Source organism: Sporosarcina sp. 6E9 (genome assembly GCF_017921835.1).
GTDB lineage: Bacteria > Bacillota > Bacilli > Bacillales_A > Planococcaceae > Sporosarcina.
Genome location: NZ_JAGEMN010000004.1, coordinates 111123 through 128862 on the forward strand (window position 1 = coordinate 111123; position 17740 = coordinate 128862).

Sequence of the window (17740 nt, forward strand, 5' to 3'; positions counted from 1 at the left end):
AGCCAATTAGCAAGTGTTTTAACAATGGAATTAACAAAAGCACATAAATTTATGCGATGCCGCTAATGCCTTTGCCAATTGTGGTACCAGTTCGTCTATATAAAACATCTAAACGTTGATGTAACAACAAAAATAGGGACACCATTCATATGCTAATTGCGTCCCCGAACACTTTGTTTTTTATTGTTCTCTCCCCATCAATTGAACCCGTTAATCTGATGATGAGATCGTTTTTGTTACGCTGAGACGATCAAATTGACGATGAAACTACAAGTCTACGATCATCCCTCACAGCATTTTCCGCCATAAAATACCTCTTATGCCAGATTAAAAATAAATAAATTGCCCATATTTTTCGACCATTTTTCATTTTACCTTGATAATGATTGTTTAATAAGTTCATAATTGACTGTTGGTTAAAGAACTCTGCTGCTTCTTCACTTTCAAAACTAGCCTTGATTCTTAAATAATATTTTTCTTCCCTTATCCAATGATGAATCGGAACTGGGAATCCAATCTTTTTTCGTTTTGCATAATCTTCTGGTAGCGCTCTTTTCGCTGCTAACCGTAATGCATATTTTGTATCTATTTCATTTACTCGATATTTCGCTGGCACTTTTTCAGCAATCCCCATGACTTCGCGATCCAAAAACGGTGAGCGTATCTCTAGTGAATGTGCCATATTCATTTTATCAGCTTTCAATAAAATATCGTCTACTAACCAGAGGTGCATGTCTAAGTACTGCATTTTTGTTATGTCATCTTCTTTTTCTACTTTCTTATAGATAGGTTTCACAATTTCTTGTACAGATGGTGCATCTTTAAACGACTTCGTTAGCAGGTTGCGCACTTCTTTTTCTTCAAACACTTTCGCACGACCAATAAACCACTCTTCTAGTGAAAGTCCGCCTTTTATTAAAAAATGCTTCCCTCTCACTTCAGGTAAACTTTTCGCGAGACTTCCTAGCGACTTACGAACTGGCATCGGAATTTTTTTATATCTTTTCAGCATTTTTGTCATATTATATTCATCATAGCCACCAAATAATTCATCGGCGCCTTCTCCTGTGAGCACTACCGAGACTTCGCGGCTGGCAAGTTCCGCCAAAAAATACATGGGTATGATTGAGGGATTTGAGTGTGGTTCATCCATCATGTATAAAATCTCTTCTAATTGATCAAAGCATAGTGCTGGATCTATAATTTTATTAACGTTTTGAATCCCCAATTCATCTGACAACTTTTTCGCAATATCTATTTCGGAAAAGTTTTTTTTACTAAAACCTACTGTAAATGTTTTTTCGGGTTGTAAAAGGGTGGTTACATAACTTGAATCCACACCGCTCGATAAAAACGCCCCTACTTTTCGATCACTCACTTGATGTACACGAACTGATTCTCTCAGCACATCATCAATTTCTTCCACAATTTCTTTCAATGGTTGTTCTGTCGGATTAAAATTTGGAGACCAGTAGCGTTCCGTAGATATTTTTCCGTTATCAAATGTTAAATAATGTGCTGCTTTTAATTTAAAAACACCTTTAAAAAAGGTTTCATTTAATACCGGAAACTGGAATGTTAAATAAGGTTTTAGCGCCTTTTTGTTTAGTTCTTTAACGAAGTTGGGGTGCGGAAGAAAGCTTTTAATCTCAGACCCTATGAAAAACGTATCATTCATATAGGCATAATAAAAAGGCTTGACGCCAAACCTATCGCGAGCACCAAATGACTTTTTGTTTTTTCGATCCCATATAACGAATGCGAATACACCGCGCAGTTTCTCAGGCAACTTTTCAGCATACGCTATGTAACCGTGTATAAGTAATTCACTAATTGTGTCCGTTTCAAATACATAACCTTTTGAAATAAGTTTTCCCCTTAACTCATCATGATTATAAATCTGGCCATCATAAGCCACAACAAATGAATCTTGCGCTTTGAAATGTAGCTTACGCTCTTCCATTCCAATACTTCTTAATGATAAACAGCCTAGTGCTACATCGTTTTCAATAAAGCTACCCGACGATTCTGGTCCGCGATGACGAATCTGATTCATCATTTCATCCAATACAAGTGAAGCATTTTTAGTTTCGCCGATAAATCCCGTAAATCCATTCACTTTCTTCAGCTCCAATCTCTTATCTATGGATCTTGTCATAACATGGCATACTAAAGCTAAACGCTACCCCAGGACATCCCTTTTCACAACTCTTGTGAATAGTCCGTCAAGTACAGTTGGACACTAGAATACCACTACCTGCCAAATTTGTCGATTAGTATTTCGTTCGAAAGTAGTGCGCCTATTGCATGACTATAATTATATAGTTGCTTTTCTATACGCTGTCCACCTTTTGTCAAATTCCTCCTATATATCGTGTAAAGGGAGGGACTTTGATGACAAACTATTTAGCAGAATACGCGTATTTCACAACTGAATATGACTTAGAACAGGCACTTTCCGTGCATAAGCAAGACCATTGGCGCGCGATGAACAATACAGACCGCGATGTACTTAACGTGATTTACCGCCATTCCATGGAATTTGGAGCAGCACATTTAAAACATGATACGATTGCTACGGCAATTGGAAAATCCAACGTCACCGTGCGCCGATCGATTCGTAAACTGATAAAGCTTGGCATCGTCGATCGTATTCATTACATCCGGCCACTGAAGAACGGTCTCGGTGCAAATATTTATGCGATTAGGCCTAGCTGAGTTATGTTTGAACAGATTTTTAAAAAGTGGGTACTGTATAAATTTATATCTGCCAATTTTCGGGATATATCCGCACAAAATAGAGTGATATCAGCAAGTTTGCGGCTTATATCCGTACAATTTTAGTATATATCCGACAGTTCCATATATTTATCCGTAAAACAAGACTTACTACCCACTATAATGACAAACAAAAAAACGACCTCTCAAGATGAGGTCGTTTTTTGTATACTCTTGATTTTGCTGTTACTTTACCCTATACCCACCCGGTTGTTTTACAATGATTGCTTTCATGTGTCTGCCGCCTTTTAAAGAAATTCATCCTAACATCTTGCCTTCATACTGGCGGTGCTGATTTTCTGCCTCTGAAGAACATGTATAACATTGCACCTAAAATAATAACGTAGCCGATTAAGCTATACCCATCCGGCCCTTCTCCAAAAAATGTGAAGCTCAATATCGTCGTAAAGATCACCGTCGAATAGGTAAAAATCGATATATCGCGAGCCGCTGCATATTTGTACGCTAACGTAATCCCAAATTGACCAACCGTGGCAAATAAACCTGCGAGCAATAAATATGTAAGCTGTTTACCCGTCATCGGTTCATAAAGCCAAATCAAAAACGGTAATAGCACGATCGTTGAAAAGAAGGAAAAATAAAAGACAACCGTATAAAATTTTTCTCGATTTCCTAACACTCTTAAGAATGTATAGGCAGCTGCTGCGAATATAGCCGATAAAACCCCGACGAGATAAGGAACGAAGTCCGCAGAAAAAGAAGGCTTAATGATAAAAAGCATTCCGATAAACGCCATGACAATCGTTACCATTTGGAAAGGCAACACCCTTTCCTTTAAAAATATGGCTGAAAAAATAATGACTAAAAATGGACTCATTTTGTTTAACATATCCGCATCCGACAAAACCAGATGATCGATTGCATAAAATAGAAAGATGATGCCCAACGTCCCAAAAATTGAACGGCTTAGCAAAACTAACTGGTTTTCCCGTTTACCAAATAAACTTTCCCTATGATAAATCACTAGTCCAAACGCAATGACTGCTGATACAACATTTCGAAAAAACGTTTTTTGTACAGAAGGAAGATCACCTGACAACTTTACAAATAACGTCATAATCGCAAATCCGATAGATGAAATCAGCATTAATAAAATCCCTTTTACAATGTTGTTCAAAATATACACTCCAAACTTCTCATTTACTTATGAAACGCCACATATTACTCAAGTATCTATAACTTTAAAAGAGAGTTCAAGCGTACAGGCTTGAATGATGGTTGCGCTTATGTAAAGTCTAATTAATCATTCAGAAAGACCAATCAAACATAAATTGATTGGCCTAATAAATTTCCATATGCAACTGTAATTTATTGTCTGCATAAACATATACCCAACATTTTCTTTATCCTTTCTTATCGCCCAACAGTCCAACCACCGTCAACCTTAATCGCTACACCTTGCATATAATCTGATTCATCAGAAGCTAAGAAAACTGCTACGGATGCAATTTCTTCTGGTTTGCCTGCTCTACCTGCAGGAATATCGTTTAGTCTTTCATCTTGAATTCCTTCAGTCATAGGTGTCTCAATGAACCCTGGTGCGATTAAATTTGTTTTGACTCCCTTACTACCGAAATCATAAGCCAATTGTTTCGTAAACCCATGTATCGCATGTTTGCTCGTTACATACGTGTTACCACCTGCACCGGCAACAAATGTAGATTGTGATCCGATGTTAATGATTGTGCCTATGCCTTTCTCTAAAAATATAGGCATAACCGCTTTCGTAGTAAGGTATGGCCCCTTAACATTGATAGCCATTAATTTATCAAATGCTTCCTCGTCCGTTTCCAAAACATTTTTATAGGCATCATGAATTCCCGCACCGTTATACAAGATATCAATTGTGCCGAATTCTTCTACTGCTTGATTTACCCCTTGTTGAACGGATGCCGAATTTGCTATGTCAATGGCTACAAAAATTGCTTCTCCATTATTTTGTGTAATTTCGCTAACAATACGCTGCCCTTTTTCCTCGTTTAAACCAACAACAATCACTTTAGCGCCTTCCGTTGAAAACATTTTAGCTGTCGCTTCCCCAAGACCTGATGTGCCACCGACAATCATGGCAACTTTATCATCTAATTTTCCCATTCCGATTCACTCCTTCATCATTCTAGATACTAGTTATTCACTACATCCACAAAAGATAAACCTTATTTGCCCCCGTTCAACTCACCCGACAGTTAGTAGAACTAGCAGTGGATAAAATCACTTGTTTTCAAATGAATATAGTATCCATATTCAATACGACTTTGTAAATCCGTTTCATTTATTCTGTTCTGTTTTATCTCCATCTGCCATTCATTACATTGAGGCAGATGAGAAAATAAATAAAAGTGAATTAACTTCAAAGTGCCTGTTTGATAAACAAATAGGTACGAAAAATAAGATGCTCATGTTCTATATTACAATCCTCTTCATAAAATAAGTGTATAACAATACTCATTTTTAAAAGGGGATTAAAAAAAATGTATGCCATTCATTATTTTGAAAATAAAGTTGAGCTACTGAATATAGCATCACGGATAATACCCGCCGTGGATGACAGCGTAAGTATAAAAGGACGTAACGGAAAAGTGAAAAGTGTTGAGAAGATGGGCGAAACTAAATACTTTGTGGTTGTCGAGTTTGAAAAGAAAGTTGAAAAAAGCAAGACAAACTTATGGAGAATTGGTATGAAAAGAAAATGACTTTCTATTGACATCTGTCTTTAGCAGAATTCAAAAAGGGAATCAGGTATTAATCCTGGTTCCCTTCTATGTTCTTATGTTCGCCAATTAGTTTTCTCGAAATTTCGTTGCTACTCATCAAATGAAGTTCAGTAATTTCAACAGAGTTAAGTTATTCTTTTCTAATCTTTCATTTTGGTTGTGCCTGAAACCATTGAACTTTCTGATCATGAAAGATTCCTTGAAAGAATTCCCCTTCAATGTTTAATGTAAATTGATAAAGTTCCGATGAAAAAGGGCAAAAGAAAAAACCCTTGATTGACAAGGGTTTTGACTATGTTATATACCCATACGATTTCTCAGTATGGAGACGGCGGGAGTCGAACCCGCGTCCAGAGGCTCATATACTCGAGCATCTACGCGTGTAGTTTGCCAATTAGGTTTCGCGCATCATTTTGCCGGCAAACTAGGCGACCTGTGCGCTATCCTGCGAATCTCTTACGGCTACCTCAGGAGAGAGTAGACGTCGTATCCCACTTAAGTTGAGCCTTATAACCGCACATGGGCGATGAAGCCATAAGGCAGATTCAGTCAGCTTACGCTGCGAATGCTAGGTTGTTGTTTGTTTTGCCTGTTATTATAAGTGCCGTTTCTGACGGAGCCGAGCCCTCCGACGCGCAACTCAAGCTCAGACCACCCCTGTCGAATCCGTAACGTCCCCGAAAGGATGTCAGGATAACCGGTTAAGGTTTCTGAACTACTAATACAATACATAGTATAGCTGATTTTCTAACAAAAGTCAATATTGCTGACTCTCTTTAAGCGCACGAGCGACGTCTCTCTTCGCTTCTTTCTGCTTGAGGTCTTCACGTCTGTCATAATGTTTCTTACCTTTACCAACGCCTACCAGGACCTTTGCAAAGCCATTTTTCAAATGGATTTGAATAGGAACAATCGTATAACCTTGCTGCTGTGTTTTTCCGATCAACTGGTTAATTTGCCTTCTTTGGAGTAAAAGCTTTCGAGTTCGTACGGGATCGTGATTAAACCGATTTCCTTGTTCGTAAGGACTAATATGCATATTCACGATCCAGGCTTCGTTATTACGTATTTGAACGAACGCTTCTCTTAATTGAACTTTTCCAGCACGAATCGATTTGATTTCTGTGCCTTGCAAAACGATGCCCGCCTCCAGCGTATCTTCGATTGTATAATCGAAATTCGCCCTTCTATTTCTGGCTAGAACGTTGCCTTTTCCTTTAGCCATCGATTCTTCCCCCTTTAGGTGCCGGGGACAGCAATCGTCACCCCGACATCATTTTCTTTTTCTAGGTTTTCTCTTTGTTTTTTTGGCGACACCTTCATAATATTTCTTCTTATTATTCGTCGCTTGGGGCTTTCTTTTCCCCTTAGGTTTATCTTTGTCTGAACCATGTTGTTTCTTCGCATGGATGACTTTTGGTGATTCTCTGCGCGTGCGGTGGAATGATTGCTTCATCCCGACAAGTTCAAAATCGATTGCTGATTCTTCTGGTTTCACAGCAACAACTCTGACTGTTACCTCAGCGCCAATTCTGAATTGCTTTCCTGTATGCTCGCCGATCATCATCATTTGTCTATCGTCAAATCGATAATAATCATCAGTCATATAAGAAACATGGACAAGCCCTTCAATCGTATTCTCCAGTTCAACGAATAAACCGAAATTCGTAACTGACGAGATGACACCTTCAAACTCTTCGCCAATTTTATCAAGCATAAATTGAGCTTGTTTCAAGGATTCAGTATCCCGTTCAGCATCTACTGCGCGGCGTTCTCGCTCAGATGTATGTTCGGCAATTTCAGTCAACACTGCATTCCAATGTTCGATTGTCTTTGGTGAAAGATCTTTTTCGATTAAATACGTTCGGATTAAACGATGAACGATTAAGTCCGGGTAACGGCGAATTGGTGCCGTAAAATGCGTGTAAAAATCAGTTGATAAGCCGAAATGGCCAAGGCTTTCCTCAAAGTATTTCGCTTGTTGCATCGAGCGTAAAAGCATTGTTGAAATAACCGTTTCTTCTGGCATCCCTTGAATCGATTCAACAATTTCTTGTAGCGCGCGTGGATGGACATCATTGCCCGTACCTTTGACGACTACTCCGAAATTTGTTAAGAACTCAAAGAACTTTTGTAATTTCTCAGCTTTTGGGTTTTCATGGATTCGGTAAATAAACGGAACTTGAAGCCAGTGGAAATGCTCCGCAATCGTTTCATTCGCCGCAAGCATGAACTCCTCTATAAGCTTTTCAGACACCGTGCGCTCGACGAGGACGACGTCTGTCGGCCAGCCTTCGTCATCCACCAGGACTTTTGATTCCTTAAAATCAAAATCAATGGCTCCGCGGTCGATTCGCTTTGTTTTCAATATTTTCGCAAGATCCGCCATATCATTCAGCATCGGAACGATAGATGCGTATTTAGCAACTAATTCTTCATCTTTTTCTTCGATGATCTTATAAACTTCTGTGTATGTCATTCGTTCTTTCGAATTAATAACACTTTCAAATATTTCATTCTCTATCACTTTACCGTTTCGATCAATTTTCATGACACATGAAAGCGTCAGTCGATCGACACCTGGATTTAACGAACAAATTCCGTTCGAAAGTTTATGCGGCAACATCGGAATTACACGGTCTGTCAAATAGACGCTTGTCCCGCGTTCATAAGCTTCTTCATCCATTGGCGAATTTTCCGTTACGTAATAACTGACATCTGAAATATGAACGGATAATGTATACGTGCCATCTTCGTTTTTGACGACTGCAATCGCGTCATCTAAATCTTTTGCATCCGCACCGTCAATTGTAATTGCCATATCTGCGCGCAAATCGCGACGTTTATGCAAATCTTTTTCTTCGACTGTATCGGAGATTTTATTGGCTTGGTTTAATACGTCTTCGGGAAATTCAATTGCGATGCCATGTTTATAAATAATTGATAAAATATCGACACCCGGATCGTTTCGGTGTCCAAGTATTTGCGTAATCATTCCCGTTGCGGATTTTGAATCGTTTGGCCACTCGGTTATTTCAGCAATTACTTTATGACCCTCAACCGCATCTAGCGAACTTCCTTTTGGGATAAATAAATCCATCGGTAGTTTTTTATCATCAGGAACAACAAACCCAAATCCTTTATTATCCTGGTATGTTCCCACAACTTTCGTCGTTTTACGTTCAGCAATTCGCGTGATTGTTCCTTCACGACGATCGCCAGCACTGTCGCCTGATACGCGGACTAGAACGATATCTCCATTCATTGCGCCATTTACTTCATGAGGCGGTATGAAAATATCATCCATGCCTTCAGCATCCGGCGCTACAAAACCAAAGCCTTTCGCATGCCCGATAAATTTTCCGCGTACATGATTCATTCTTTCAGGGACGCCGTACCGGTTTGTTCTCGAGCGAATTAAATGCCCACTTTGCTCAAGTTGAACGAGCATTTTCACCAATTCTTTAAATTCAGCTGCTTGTTCAAACCCTAGTAACTCCTGTATTTCTTGTACAGTAAGCGGTTTATAGGATTCCTCTTTCATAAGCGACAATATTCTTTGTCTCAGTTCTTGTTCATAGTTATCCATTTGCATCCCTCCTTTTCATTAAAGCATGACCATTTAACCCCATTTTCACACGGTCCAATCCAAAGATTCAAGGAATTCGAATACGTCTTCATGAAGTTGTTCTTTTTCTGGACCGAGTGTAATGACATGTCCTGATTTTTCATACCATTTAATCTTTTTTTCAACCGATTCTGTCTGTTCATAAATATACGTGGCCGATTCGGGATTAATAACCGTATCAAGCGTTCCTTGCGTGACAAACAGCGGCGAATAAATTTGTTCGACGTTTTCACTTACGTTATAAATAAGGTCTCGCAAATCAGCTAATGACGGCATTGTTTCTTCGCGTAATGCAGCGACTTCACGTTCAATAACGTCCGGATCTTTCCCTTCATACTTCTTATATTCCTCGGCATATTCGAGTACGCCCTGAAACATGATATCTGTTGTGCGCATGGTCATTGGTGCACACATAGTTACAATACCCTTTAATGGTTTGTTATACCCTAATTTAAGTGAAAATACGCCTCCAAGTGACAATCCTGCGACTGCGATTTCAGTATATCCTGCTTCTATAAGTTTATTATAACCTGCGAGCGCATCTTCCCACCACTGGTCCGGGCCTGTTTTTAATAATTCTTCCGGCGGAACTCCGTGGCCTCTATAATGCGGCGCAAGTGAAGTATAGCCTTTTTTCTCAAGAAACCTCCCAAGCATCCGAACGTCTGCTGAAGTTCCTGTAAAACCATGCAATAATAAAACTGCGCGTTTTCCTTGTTCAAAAAAGAATGGTTTCGGTTGTGCAATCCTCATTTTTCTACCTCCATAAAAAATGCCTGACCATTCTGAAGTGGAATGTCAGGCAGTGTGTTTATTAAAATAACTTGATTTTTAGTTAAAACTTAACCACTAAAATAGCCAGTACGAAAAACAAAACTGCTAGCACTATGGTTACACGTTGTAGGACCAAGTCGAGTCCACGAGCTTTTTGTTTTCCGAATAGTTGTTCAGCCCCACCTGAGATGGCTCCTGAAAGACCTGCACTTGATCCGGATTGTAATAATACGACTACAATTAAAGCTAATGCTACGATTAAAAGCAGTGTCATCAGCAAAGCATGCATTTTGTTTCCACCTCCTGAATAGAACTTCACAACAAGTACTATTTTACCAAATAGAAACAATTGTTACAACCTTTATTTTTGATTAGTCATACAATATAGGCTGAAAAAACTCACCGAAGTGAGTTTTTCCTATTATTTTTTCAAGTTATAGAATGTCTTAACGCCATAATACTCTGCTGTCTTATCCAGTTGATCTTCAATGCGAAGCAATTGGTTATATTTCGCAACACGGTCAGTACGTGATGGCGCACCCGTTTTAATTTGCCCCGCATTTGTAGCAACTGCTAAATCTGCAATTGTCGTATCTTCTGTTTCACCTGAACGGTGAGAGATAACTGCAGTATAGCCTGCGCGTTTAGCCATTTCAATTGCATCGAAAGTTTCTGTCAAGGTACCGATTTGGTTCACTTTAATCAGAATCGAGTTACTGTTGCCTTCTTTAATTCCACGTGCTAATTTCTCTGTGTTTGTTACGAAAAGATCGTCTCCGACAAGTTGTACGCGGTCGCCGATACGTTCAGTTAGAAGTTTGAAACCATCCCAGTCGTCTTCGTCAAATCCGTCTTCAATTGAGACAATCGGATATTTCCCAACAAGTTCTTCGTACCAATCAACCATTTCAGCAGATGTTCTTACAACGCCTTCGCCTTTAAGGACGTAAGTGCCGTCTTCTTTGTTATAAAACTCAGAAGCTGCAACATCCATTGCAAGTAGTACTTCTTCTCCTGCTTTATAACCAGCTTTTTCAATTGCTGTAATAATTGTATCGATTGCTTCTTCACTTGATCCCAAGTTCGGAGCAAATCCACCTTCATCACCAACAGCTGTGTTAAGTCCTTTTTCTTGTAGAACAGAACGTAGGCTATGGAAAATTTCAGCCCCTACACGAACTGCTTCACGGAAAGTTTTTGCACCAACTGGCATGATCATGAATTCTTGGATGTCAACGTTATTATCAGCGTGCTCTCCGCCGTTTAAAATGTTCATCATTGGAACTGGAAGTTGTTTCGCATTCACGCCGCCTAGGTATTGGTATAAAGGCATATCCAGGTAATCTGCTGCCGCATGTGCCGCTGCCATTGAAACACCCAAAATTGCGTTAGCGCCTAATCGGCCTTTGTTCGGCGTACCGTCAAGATCGATTAATGCTTTGTCGATTGTTGCTTGATCAAGAACTGAAAAATTCTCTTCGATTTCATCCGCGATTTCTTCATTCACGTGTTCGACAGCTTTTAAAACGCCTTTTCCAAGGTAACGACTAGCATCGCCATCACGTAGTTCAACAGCTTCATATTCACCTGTTGATGCACCTGAAGGAACGATAGCGCGTCCAAAAGCGCCGCTTGCTGTTAAAACTTCAACTTCTACTGTAGGATTTCCTCTTGAATCAAGAACTTCTCTTGCTTGAATATGTGTGATTAATGGCATAATAATCTCCCCTTTAAAATAATGGTTTTCCGGTCATTTTTTCCGGTTGTTTCAAATCCAATAATTTAAGCATTGTTGGCGCTAGGTCAGCAAGAATGCCGCCTTCACGTAAATCGATTCCTTGCTTGGTGATAATTACAGGTACAGGATTCGTCGTGTGCGCAGTCATCGGCGTGCCTTCTTCGGTAAAGACTTCATCCGCATTACCGTGATCCGCCGTAACAATTGCATGACCACCTTTTGCCCCGAGTGCATCAATAATTCTGCCCAAACATTCATCTACGGTTTCGATCGCCTTAATAGTAGGCGCTAGCATTCCGCTATGTCCAACCATATCCGGGTTGGCAAAGTTTAGAATGATTGCGTCAAACCGGTCCGCTTCGATTGCGGCGATTAATGAATCTGTTACTTCATATGCGCTCATCTCTGGTTGCAAATCATAAGTAGCGACTTTTGGTGATGCGATTAACATACGCTCTTCACCAACAAACTGGTCTTCTTTACCGCCACTCATGAAAAAGGTAACATGCGGATACTTTTCTGTTTCTGCGATTCGCAGTTGGGATAACCCATTGTTTGAAATCACTTCGCCTAGTGTGTCCACTAGATTGTCATTTTCAAACACGACATCTGCAATTACGTCATCACTATAATGCGTAAACGAAACAAATTTTACATTCGTAAATGTCTTTCCTGTTACAAACTCGTCGAAATTAGGATCCGTGAATGCACGAACTAATTGTATCGCACGGTCTGGTCTAAAATTGAATGAGATAACTGCATCACCGTCTTCAATCGTTGCAACAGGCTTACCAAGTTCCTCGATAATGAACGGTTCAACAAACTCATCATGGATATCCTTTTCATAGGAAGCAAGCACGCCTGCTGTAGGTGTTGCTGCTGTTTTTGCAATTCCGTCTACAAGTGTGCGATACGTTTTTTCAACACGATCCCAACGCTTGTCCCGGTCCATCGCATAATAGCGGCCAGTAATCGACGCAAACTTACCGACACCAATTTCTTCCATTTTCACTTCAGTTTGTTCAATATAATCAAGGGCCGATTGAGGATTTACATCCCGTCCATCTAGAAAACCATGTACATAAACATCCGTCAAGCCGTTCAACTTTGCAAGTTGAAGCAAGGCAAATAAATGTTCGTAATGGCTATGTACGCCGCCGTCAGATAATAGACCCATGATATGTAGCTTTGAATTATTCGCTTTTACATGGTCAATCGCGCGCAATAGCGCTGGTTCTTTGAAAAATTCACCTTCGCGAATCGATTTATTGATTCGGGTTAAATTTTGATAGACGATGCGCCCAGCGCCAATGTTCAAATGTCCAACTTCGGAGTTTCCCATTTGACCTTCAGGTAATCCAACGGCTTCACCGCAAGCCGTTAGTGTCGTATGTGGGTACTCGTTCCAAAGCTTATCGAAGTTTGGTTTACGGGCTTGTGAAACTGCATTCCCGTAATTTTCTTCACGCAGTCCAAATCCGTCCAAGATAATGAGTGCTACTGGACTTTTACTCATTAGCGCCCGCCTCGATCAATTTAATGAACGATGCAGGTTCTAAGCTTGCACCGCCAACAAGTGCTCCGTCAATATGCTCTTTGGAAAGGAGTTCTTCAACATTTCCTGGATTTACACTACCGCCGTATTGGATTCGAACAGCGTCCGCTACTTCTTCGCCGTAGAGTTCTCCAACCGTTTCGCGAACCGCTTTACACACTTCATTCGCATCATCGGCAGTCGCCGTTTTTCCAGTACCTATCGCCCAAATCGGTTCATAAGCGATGACCGCATTTTTAACGTTCGTTCCATCAACTTCCTTGAAAGCTTCTTTTACTTGGTGAGAAACTTTTTCGACAGTTGTGTGGCTTTCGCGTTCTTCGAGCGTTTCTCCGACACAAACAATTGGCGTTAGGCCGTATTCAAAAGCCGCATGCACTTTTTCGTTTACAGTTTGATCTGTTTCATTGTAATACTCACGACGTTCCGAGTGGCCAAGAACGACATAATTAACACCGACGCTTTTCAACATCGCTGGGCTTACTTCACCTGTAAATGCACCTTCTTTTTCTGAATGCATCGTTTGTGCACCGATGTTCAAGGCAGAACCTTCAGTAAGTTCAACAAGTTTTGTCAGATAGAGTGCTGGCGCACAAACAATTGCTTCGACACGATCCGATACTGGTAATTTACCTTTTACTTCTTCAGCAAATTTCTCTGCTTCCTCAGCTGTTTTATACATTTTCCAATTTCCTGCAATAATACGTTTTCGCAAAGTGTATTCCCCTCCGATTAGTTATCGTCTAGTGCTGTAACACCTGGTAGATCTTTACCCTCCATAAATTCAAGGGATGCGCCGCCGCCTGTCGAAATATGATCCATCTTTTCTCCGACGTTAAACTTTTCAACCGCTGCAGCAGAATCTCCGCCGCCAATGACTGTATAACCGTTCGTGTCAGCCATCGCTTCGGCAACCCGTTTCGTTCCATTTTCAAACGGTTTAAGTTCAAACACGCCCATTGGACCATTCCAAATAATCAAGTTCGATTTTGCAATAACATCCGCATAAAGATCTGCCGTTTTCGGACCGATATCGAGTCCTTCCCAATCCTTTGGAATCGCGTTCAAATCTACAACCTCTGTGTTTGCATCCGCGGAAAAGTCATCCGCAACCACTACATCGATTGGCAGATAGAGCTTCACGCCATTTTTTTCGGCTTTCTCCATGAATGAGCGCGCAAGATCCATCTTGTCTTCTTCAAGTAAGGATTTTCCTATTTCATACCCTTGCGCCTTCAAAAACGTATATGAAAGACCGCCGCCGATAATCAAGTTATCTACTATGTCTAGTAAATGATCAATAACACCAATTTTATCTTTAACTTTTGCCCCACCAATAATCGCAGTGAATGGACGCTCTGGTTTTGAAAGTGCTTTACCAAGAACATCTAGCTCTTTTTCAAGCAACAAGCCCGCTACAGCAGGAAGATGTTCTGCAATGCCCGATGTCGTTGCATGTGCACGGTGTGCAGCTCCAAAAGCATCATTGACAAAGACATCTGCCAATTTCGCAAATTCTTTTGCTAATTCCGGGTCGTTTTTTTCTTCGCCTGCATGGAAACGCACGTTTTCAAGAAGGATAACGTCTCCATTTCCCATTTCTGAAATCGCATTTTCGACAGCTTCGCCGATTGACTCGTCCAACTTTTGTACAGGTTTATCAATCAGTTCTGCTAGTTTATTGCCAGCTTCAGTGAGACGCATTTCTTCATTAACTTCACCTTTTGGTCGTCCGAGATGGCTTGCCAGGATTACCTTGGCACCCTGATCTGTTAAGTAGTTTATTGTCGGTATGGCTGCACGTATTCTTGTGTCATCCGTAACGTTCCCATCTTCCATTGGCACGTTAAAATCTACTCGGCAAAAAACGCGTTTGCCTTTAAGTTCAATGTCTTTCATCGTCTTTTTTGACTTCATGAATTTAGCCACCTCCAAGTTTAATTAAAAAGAAGGAACGGGGTACCCCGCTCCTCTTACCCATTACCATTATAAGGGGTTGTAATCGTTATGGCTATGATTATAGACCTTTGCTGTGCATAAGAAGCGCTAAGTCGATACAACGTGCTGAATATGCTGTTTCATTGTCGTACCATGAAATAACTTTCACCATGTTATCTCCCATAACCATTGTAGATAGTCCGTCTACTGTTGATGAAGATGGGTTACCATTGTAATCGATTGACACAAGTGGTAGGTCAGAATAGACAAGGATGTCTTTCAACTCATTTTCAGATGCGTCTTTAAATGCATTGTTCACATCTTCAGCTGTTACTTCTTTGTCAAGTTCTGCTACAAAGTCAACCATTGAAACGTTTGGTGTAGGTACGCGAACTGCCATACCGTCTAATTTTCCTTCTAACTCAGGAATAACTTTCGTTACTGCTGATGCAGCACCTGTCGTTGTTGGAATCATTGATTCAGCTGCAGCACGCGCACGTCGGTAATCTGAATGTGGTAGGTCAAGCAGGTGTTGGTCGTTTGTATAAGCGTGAATTGTTGTCATTAAACCACGTTTAACACCAAATTTGTCATTCAATACTTTTACAACTGGTGCAAGACAGTTTGTCGTACATGAAGCATTTGAAACAATATTATCATTTGCTGGATCGTAATCCTCATGGTTAACGCCCATTACGATTGTCGTAACATCGCCTTTTGCTGGTGCAGAACAGATTACTTTCTTCGCGCCTGCTTCAAGGTGTTTTGCAAGTGATTCTTGGTCTGTGAATCTTCCTGTTGATTCAACGACAACGTCTACGCCGATTTCTCCCCAAGGTAGTGCTGCAGGGTCTCTTTCTTCATATACGCGAATTTTCTTACCGTTTACAACTAAGTCTTCGCCGTCTGCGCTTACTTCTGCGTCGAACGTACCGTGAACGGAGTCATACTTTAGAAGATGAGCAAGCATTTTCGCATCTGTTAAGTCGTTAATTGCTACAATTTCAATTTCCTCTGATTTTAGTGCTTCGCGGAATACTACGCGTCCAATTCTTCCGAATCCGTTAATTGCTAATTTTAATGTCATTATTTATTCCTCCATATATTGTTTTTTATCTTTTATAACTATTGTTATTGTGTCAATAAGTTAACCATTTCATTCGCGGCACCTTCGTCTGTGACAAGAACCGTTTGCTTCGGTGCTGAAGCCATATACGATAATATCGCTTCGGCTTTACTTCTTCCACCTGCAATTGCAATGGGAAGCGGTACTCTTTTCAATTGTTCGGGACGTATGCCTACCGTTCGAAGGCGATGTACTACTTTACCCGTTCTGTCAAAATAATAACCAAAAGCTTCTCCTTTGGCGCCTTCCTCTTTAAGCATGTGCCTTTCTTCGGCATCTGAACCACGAAGATTCGCCATCGTTTGTGCATCGCCAATGCCATGCAATACACAGTCTACTTTTTCGTAAAGCTGAATCATTTTTAAAACGGATGGTTCTTTTCGGAAAGCTTCATGCGCTTCTTCGCTAAGCGATTCTGGATAATGGAAAGTATTGTATGTCCCTCCGCACGCTTCGGCAAAGGATGCTGCTATGACGTTTGCCTGCAATCCAATATCTTCGCCGACTCCGCCTCTTGCCGCTACAAACAATAATTCCCTAGCATGATTCATCTTGTTTATATAGTTCGGAATCGATGCAACTGTACTTCCGCCTGTTACAGCGATAGTTACCCCATCTCCCAGCTCAGAAACAAACACTTTGGCCGCAGCCATTCCGAGCAAGTTCTTTGTCCCGCCGTCCGCGTCGCTGTTACCAGCTACGACTTTGACAGATCGCACGCCAAGAAGATTTGTTAATCGTGTCGCTAATGCAACACGTCCTGACCATTTTTCCATTGGCAATTCGAGTGCTTCAAGTACATTATTACCTTCTGCTGTTATAGTCGTTCCGTTTTTGGCAACACTGATTAAATGCTGTTCTCGTAAAAAATCCATCATCGTACGCGTTTCACGTTCCGACAACCCGGACATCTCACCGAGTAAACGTCTTCCAATCGGTCCAGCCACCTTCACGTATTTCAGCATTCGGTATCTTTCCTGCATGACTTCCATCATTTCGGGCACAAGCTTACTTTGGGCTTCCATCGAATACTCCAAAGTATTACCACCTCCAACCACCAGGACGAAAAGCGTCCCACGCGAATTAAAAACGTCCCACCTACAGCAAAAAAATAGGATGAATTTTTATTCCTAAACAAAGTATAGTTCTTTTTCTCTGACAGTTCAAATAAAAAGCCTATGATTATCTATTCAAAACAATTCAACGATGTCAACGAAGCCGATATTTCCATATAATAATACATCTCCGTCTTTTTCAATGACAGGTACCATCAGCATATATTTTTCATGGAGATCATCATCCGATTGAATATCGACCTCTGTCCATGTAAAGGGGAAATCTTCTTGTACAAGCTGCATCATTAACTTGGCCTCGTCACATAGTCCACAATTTGGTTTTGTATAGAACGTGACATGCATTTTTATCACCACTCTTTTATGTCCAGTATAAAGTAAAAATCGCGGCATGC

16 protein-coding genes and 1 other RNA gene are annotated in these 17740 nt (G+C 40.6%); 2 read left to right on the forward strand and 15 right to left on the reverse strand.

Annotated features, from left to right (window positions below):
• Window positions 1-250: 250 nt before the first annotated feature.
• Entirely contained in the window at window positions 251-2119 is a 1869-nt protein-coding gene (gene asnB, locus J4G36_RS14990) for an asparagine synthase (glutamine-hydrolyzing) (protein ID WP_210471220.1), read from the reverse strand.
• A gap of 275 nt (window positions 2120-2394) precedes the next feature.
• On the opposite strand from asnB, the gene J4G36_RS14995 reads away from it, so the two are divergent.
• The gene (locus tag J4G36_RS14995) at window positions 2395-2718 is read left to right on the forward strand and encodes a helix-turn-helix domain-containing protein (RefSeq protein ID WP_210471221.1); all 324 of its coding nucleotides are present in this window, start codon (window positions 2395-2397) and stop codon (window positions 2716-2718) included.
• Between the two features lie 337 nt (window positions 2719-3055).
• Here J4G36_RS14995 and J4G36_RS15000 read toward each other — a convergent pair whose 3' ends face one another.
• Together J4G36_RS15000 and J4G36_RS15005 are read right to left on the reverse strand one after the other, a co-directional pair.
• Window positions 3056-3916: a DMT family transporter gene (locus tag J4G36_RS15000; protein WP_210471222.1), complete on the reverse strand. Its 861-nt coding sequence runs from the start codon at window positions 3914-3916 to the stop codon at window positions 3056-3058.
• Between the two features lie 236 nt (window positions 3917-4152).
• Window positions 4153-4893: an SDR family NAD(P)-dependent oxidoreductase gene (locus J4G36_RS15005; protein WP_210471223.1), complete on the reverse strand. Its 741-nt coding sequence runs from the start codon at window positions 4891-4893 to the stop codon at window positions 4153-4155.
• Window positions 4894-5270: 377 nt separating this feature from the next.
• On the opposite strand from J4G36_RS15005, the gene J4G36_RS15010 reads away from it, so the two are divergent.
• Entirely contained in the window at window positions 5271-5492 is a 222-nt protein-coding gene (locus tag J4G36_RS15010) for a hypothetical protein (RefSeq protein ID WP_210471224.1), read from the forward strand.
• 341 nt (window positions 5493-5833) lie between these two features.
• Here the strand turns inward: J4G36_RS15010 and ssrA are convergent.
• The 12 genes from ssrA to J4G36_RS15070 form a co-directional block, all read right to left on the reverse strand.
• Window positions 5834-6192, reverse strand: a transfer-messenger RNA (tmRNA) gene (gene ssrA, locus J4G36_RS15015).
• Window positions 6193-6270: 78 nt separating this feature from the next.
• Window positions 6271-6738: an SsrA-binding protein SmpB gene (gene smpB / locus J4G36_RS15020; RefSeq protein WP_210471225.1), complete on the reverse strand. Its 468-nt coding sequence runs from the start codon at window positions 6736-6738 to the stop codon at window positions 6271-6273.
• Between the two features lie 48 nt (window positions 6739-6786).
• Window positions 6787-9102, reverse strand: a complete 2316-nt coding sequence (gene rnr, locus J4G36_RS15025; protein ID WP_210471226.1) for a ribonuclease R — start codon at window positions 9100-9102, stop codon at window positions 6787-6789.
• A 45-nt stretch (window positions 9103-9147) separates the two neighbouring features.
• The gene (locus J4G36_RS15030) at window positions 9148-9894 is read right to left on the reverse strand and encodes an alpha/beta hydrolase (RefSeq protein WP_210471227.1); all 747 of its coding nucleotides are present in this window, start codon (window positions 9892-9894) and stop codon (window positions 9148-9150) included.
• 82 nt (window positions 9895-9976) lie between these two features.
• On the reverse strand, window positions 9977-10204 hold the full coding sequence (gene secG, locus J4G36_RS15035) for a preprotein translocase subunit SecG (protein ID WP_172373012.1): 228 nt from the start codon (window positions 10202-10204) through the stop codon (window positions 9977-9979).
• Window positions 10205-10336: 132 nt separating this feature from the next.
• On the reverse strand, window positions 10337-11632 hold the full coding sequence (gene eno, locus J4G36_RS15040; protein WP_210471228.1) for a phosphopyruvate hydratase: 1296 nt from the start codon (window positions 11630-11632) through the stop codon (window positions 10337-10339).
• Between the two features lie 13 nt (window positions 11633-11645).
• Window positions 11646-13169, reverse strand: a complete 1524-nt coding sequence (gpmI, locus tag J4G36_RS15045; RefSeq protein WP_210471229.1) for a 2,3-bisphosphoglycerate-independent phosphoglycerate mutase — start codon at window positions 13167-13169, stop codon at window positions 11646-11648.
• Window positions 13162-13923, reverse strand: coding sequence for a triose-phosphate isomerase (tpiA, locus tag J4G36_RS15050; protein WP_210471230.1), 762 nt, complete (start codon window positions 13921-13923; stop codon window positions 13162-13164). The genes gpmI and tpiA overlap by 8 nt, the downstream gene beginning before the upstream one ends.
• Before the next feature lie 17 nt (window positions 13924-13940).
• Window positions 13941-15125, reverse strand: coding sequence for a phosphoglycerate kinase (locus tag J4G36_RS15055; RefSeq protein WP_210471231.1), 1185 nt, complete (start codon window positions 15123-15125; stop codon window positions 13941-13943).
• A 100-nt stretch (window positions 15126-15225) separates the two neighbouring features.
• A complete protein-coding gene (gene gap / locus J4G36_RS15060) occupies window positions 15226-16233 on the reverse strand; it encodes a type I glyceraldehyde-3-phosphate dehydrogenase (protein ID WP_210471232.1) in 1008 nt (335 codons plus the stop codon).
• A gap of 44 nt (window positions 16234-16277) precedes the next feature.
• Window positions 16278-17309 carry a sugar-binding transcriptional regulator gene (locus J4G36_RS15065; protein WP_210471233.1) on the reverse strand — a complete coding sequence of 344 codons (1032 nt, stop codon included), beginning with the start codon at window positions 17307-17309 and terminating at the stop codon, window positions 16278-16280.
• 153 nt (window positions 17310-17462) lie between these two features.
• Complete coding sequence (locus J4G36_RS15070; RefSeq protein ID WP_368668788.1) at window positions 17463-17738, reverse strand: glutaredoxin family protein; 276 nt, start codon at window positions 17736-17738, stop codon at window positions 17463-17465.
• Window positions 17739-17740 lie beyond the last annotated feature (2 nt).

Bases quoted from the DNA above. Each gene is read 5' to 3' on its own strand.
- gpmI (WP_210471229.1), bottom strand. From the start codon at position 13,169: ATGAGTAAAAGTCCAGTAGCACTCATTATCTTGGACGGATTTGGACTG.
- J4G36_RS14995 (WP_210471221.1), top strand. From the start codon at position 2,395: ATGACAAACTATTTAGCAGAATACGCGTATTTCACAACTGAATATGAC.
- gap (WP_210471232.1), bottom strand. From the start codon at position 16,233: ATGACATTAAAATTAGCAATTAACGGATTCGGAAGAATTGGACGCGTA.
- secG (WP_172373012.1), bottom strand. From the start codon at position 10,204: ATGCATGCTTTGCTGATGACACTGCTTTTAATCGTAGCATTAGCTTTA.
- J4G36_RS15005 (WP_210471223.1), bottom strand. From the start codon at position 4,893: ATGGGAAAATTAGATGATAAAGTTGCCATGATTGTCGGTGGCACATCA.
- rnr (WP_210471226.1), bottom strand. From the start codon at position 9,102: ATGGATAACTATGAACAAGAACTGAGACAAAGAATATTGTCGCTTATG.
- J4G36_RS15055 (WP_210471231.1), bottom strand. From the start codon at position 15,125: ATGAAGTCAAAAAAGACGATGAAAGACATTGAACTTAAAGGCAAACGC.
- eno (WP_210471228.1), bottom strand. From the start codon at position 11,632: ATGCCATTAATCACACATATTCAAGCAAGAGAAGTTCTTGATTCAAGA.
- J4G36_RS15070 (WP_368668788.1), bottom strand. From the start codon at position 17,738: ATGCCGCGATTTTTACTTTATACTGGACATAAAAGAGTGGTGATAAAA.
- smpB (WP_210471225.1), bottom strand. From the start codon at position 6,738: ATGGCTAAAGGAAAAGGCAACGTTCTAGCCAGAAATAGAAGGGCGAAT.
- J4G36_RS15010 (WP_210471224.1), top strand. From the start codon at position 5,271: ATGTATGCCATTCATTATTTTGAAAATAAAGTTGAGCTACTGAATATA.
- J4G36_RS15030 (WP_210471227.1), bottom strand. From the start codon at position 9,894: ATGAGGATTGCACAACCGAAACCATTCTTTTTTGAACAAGGAAAACGC.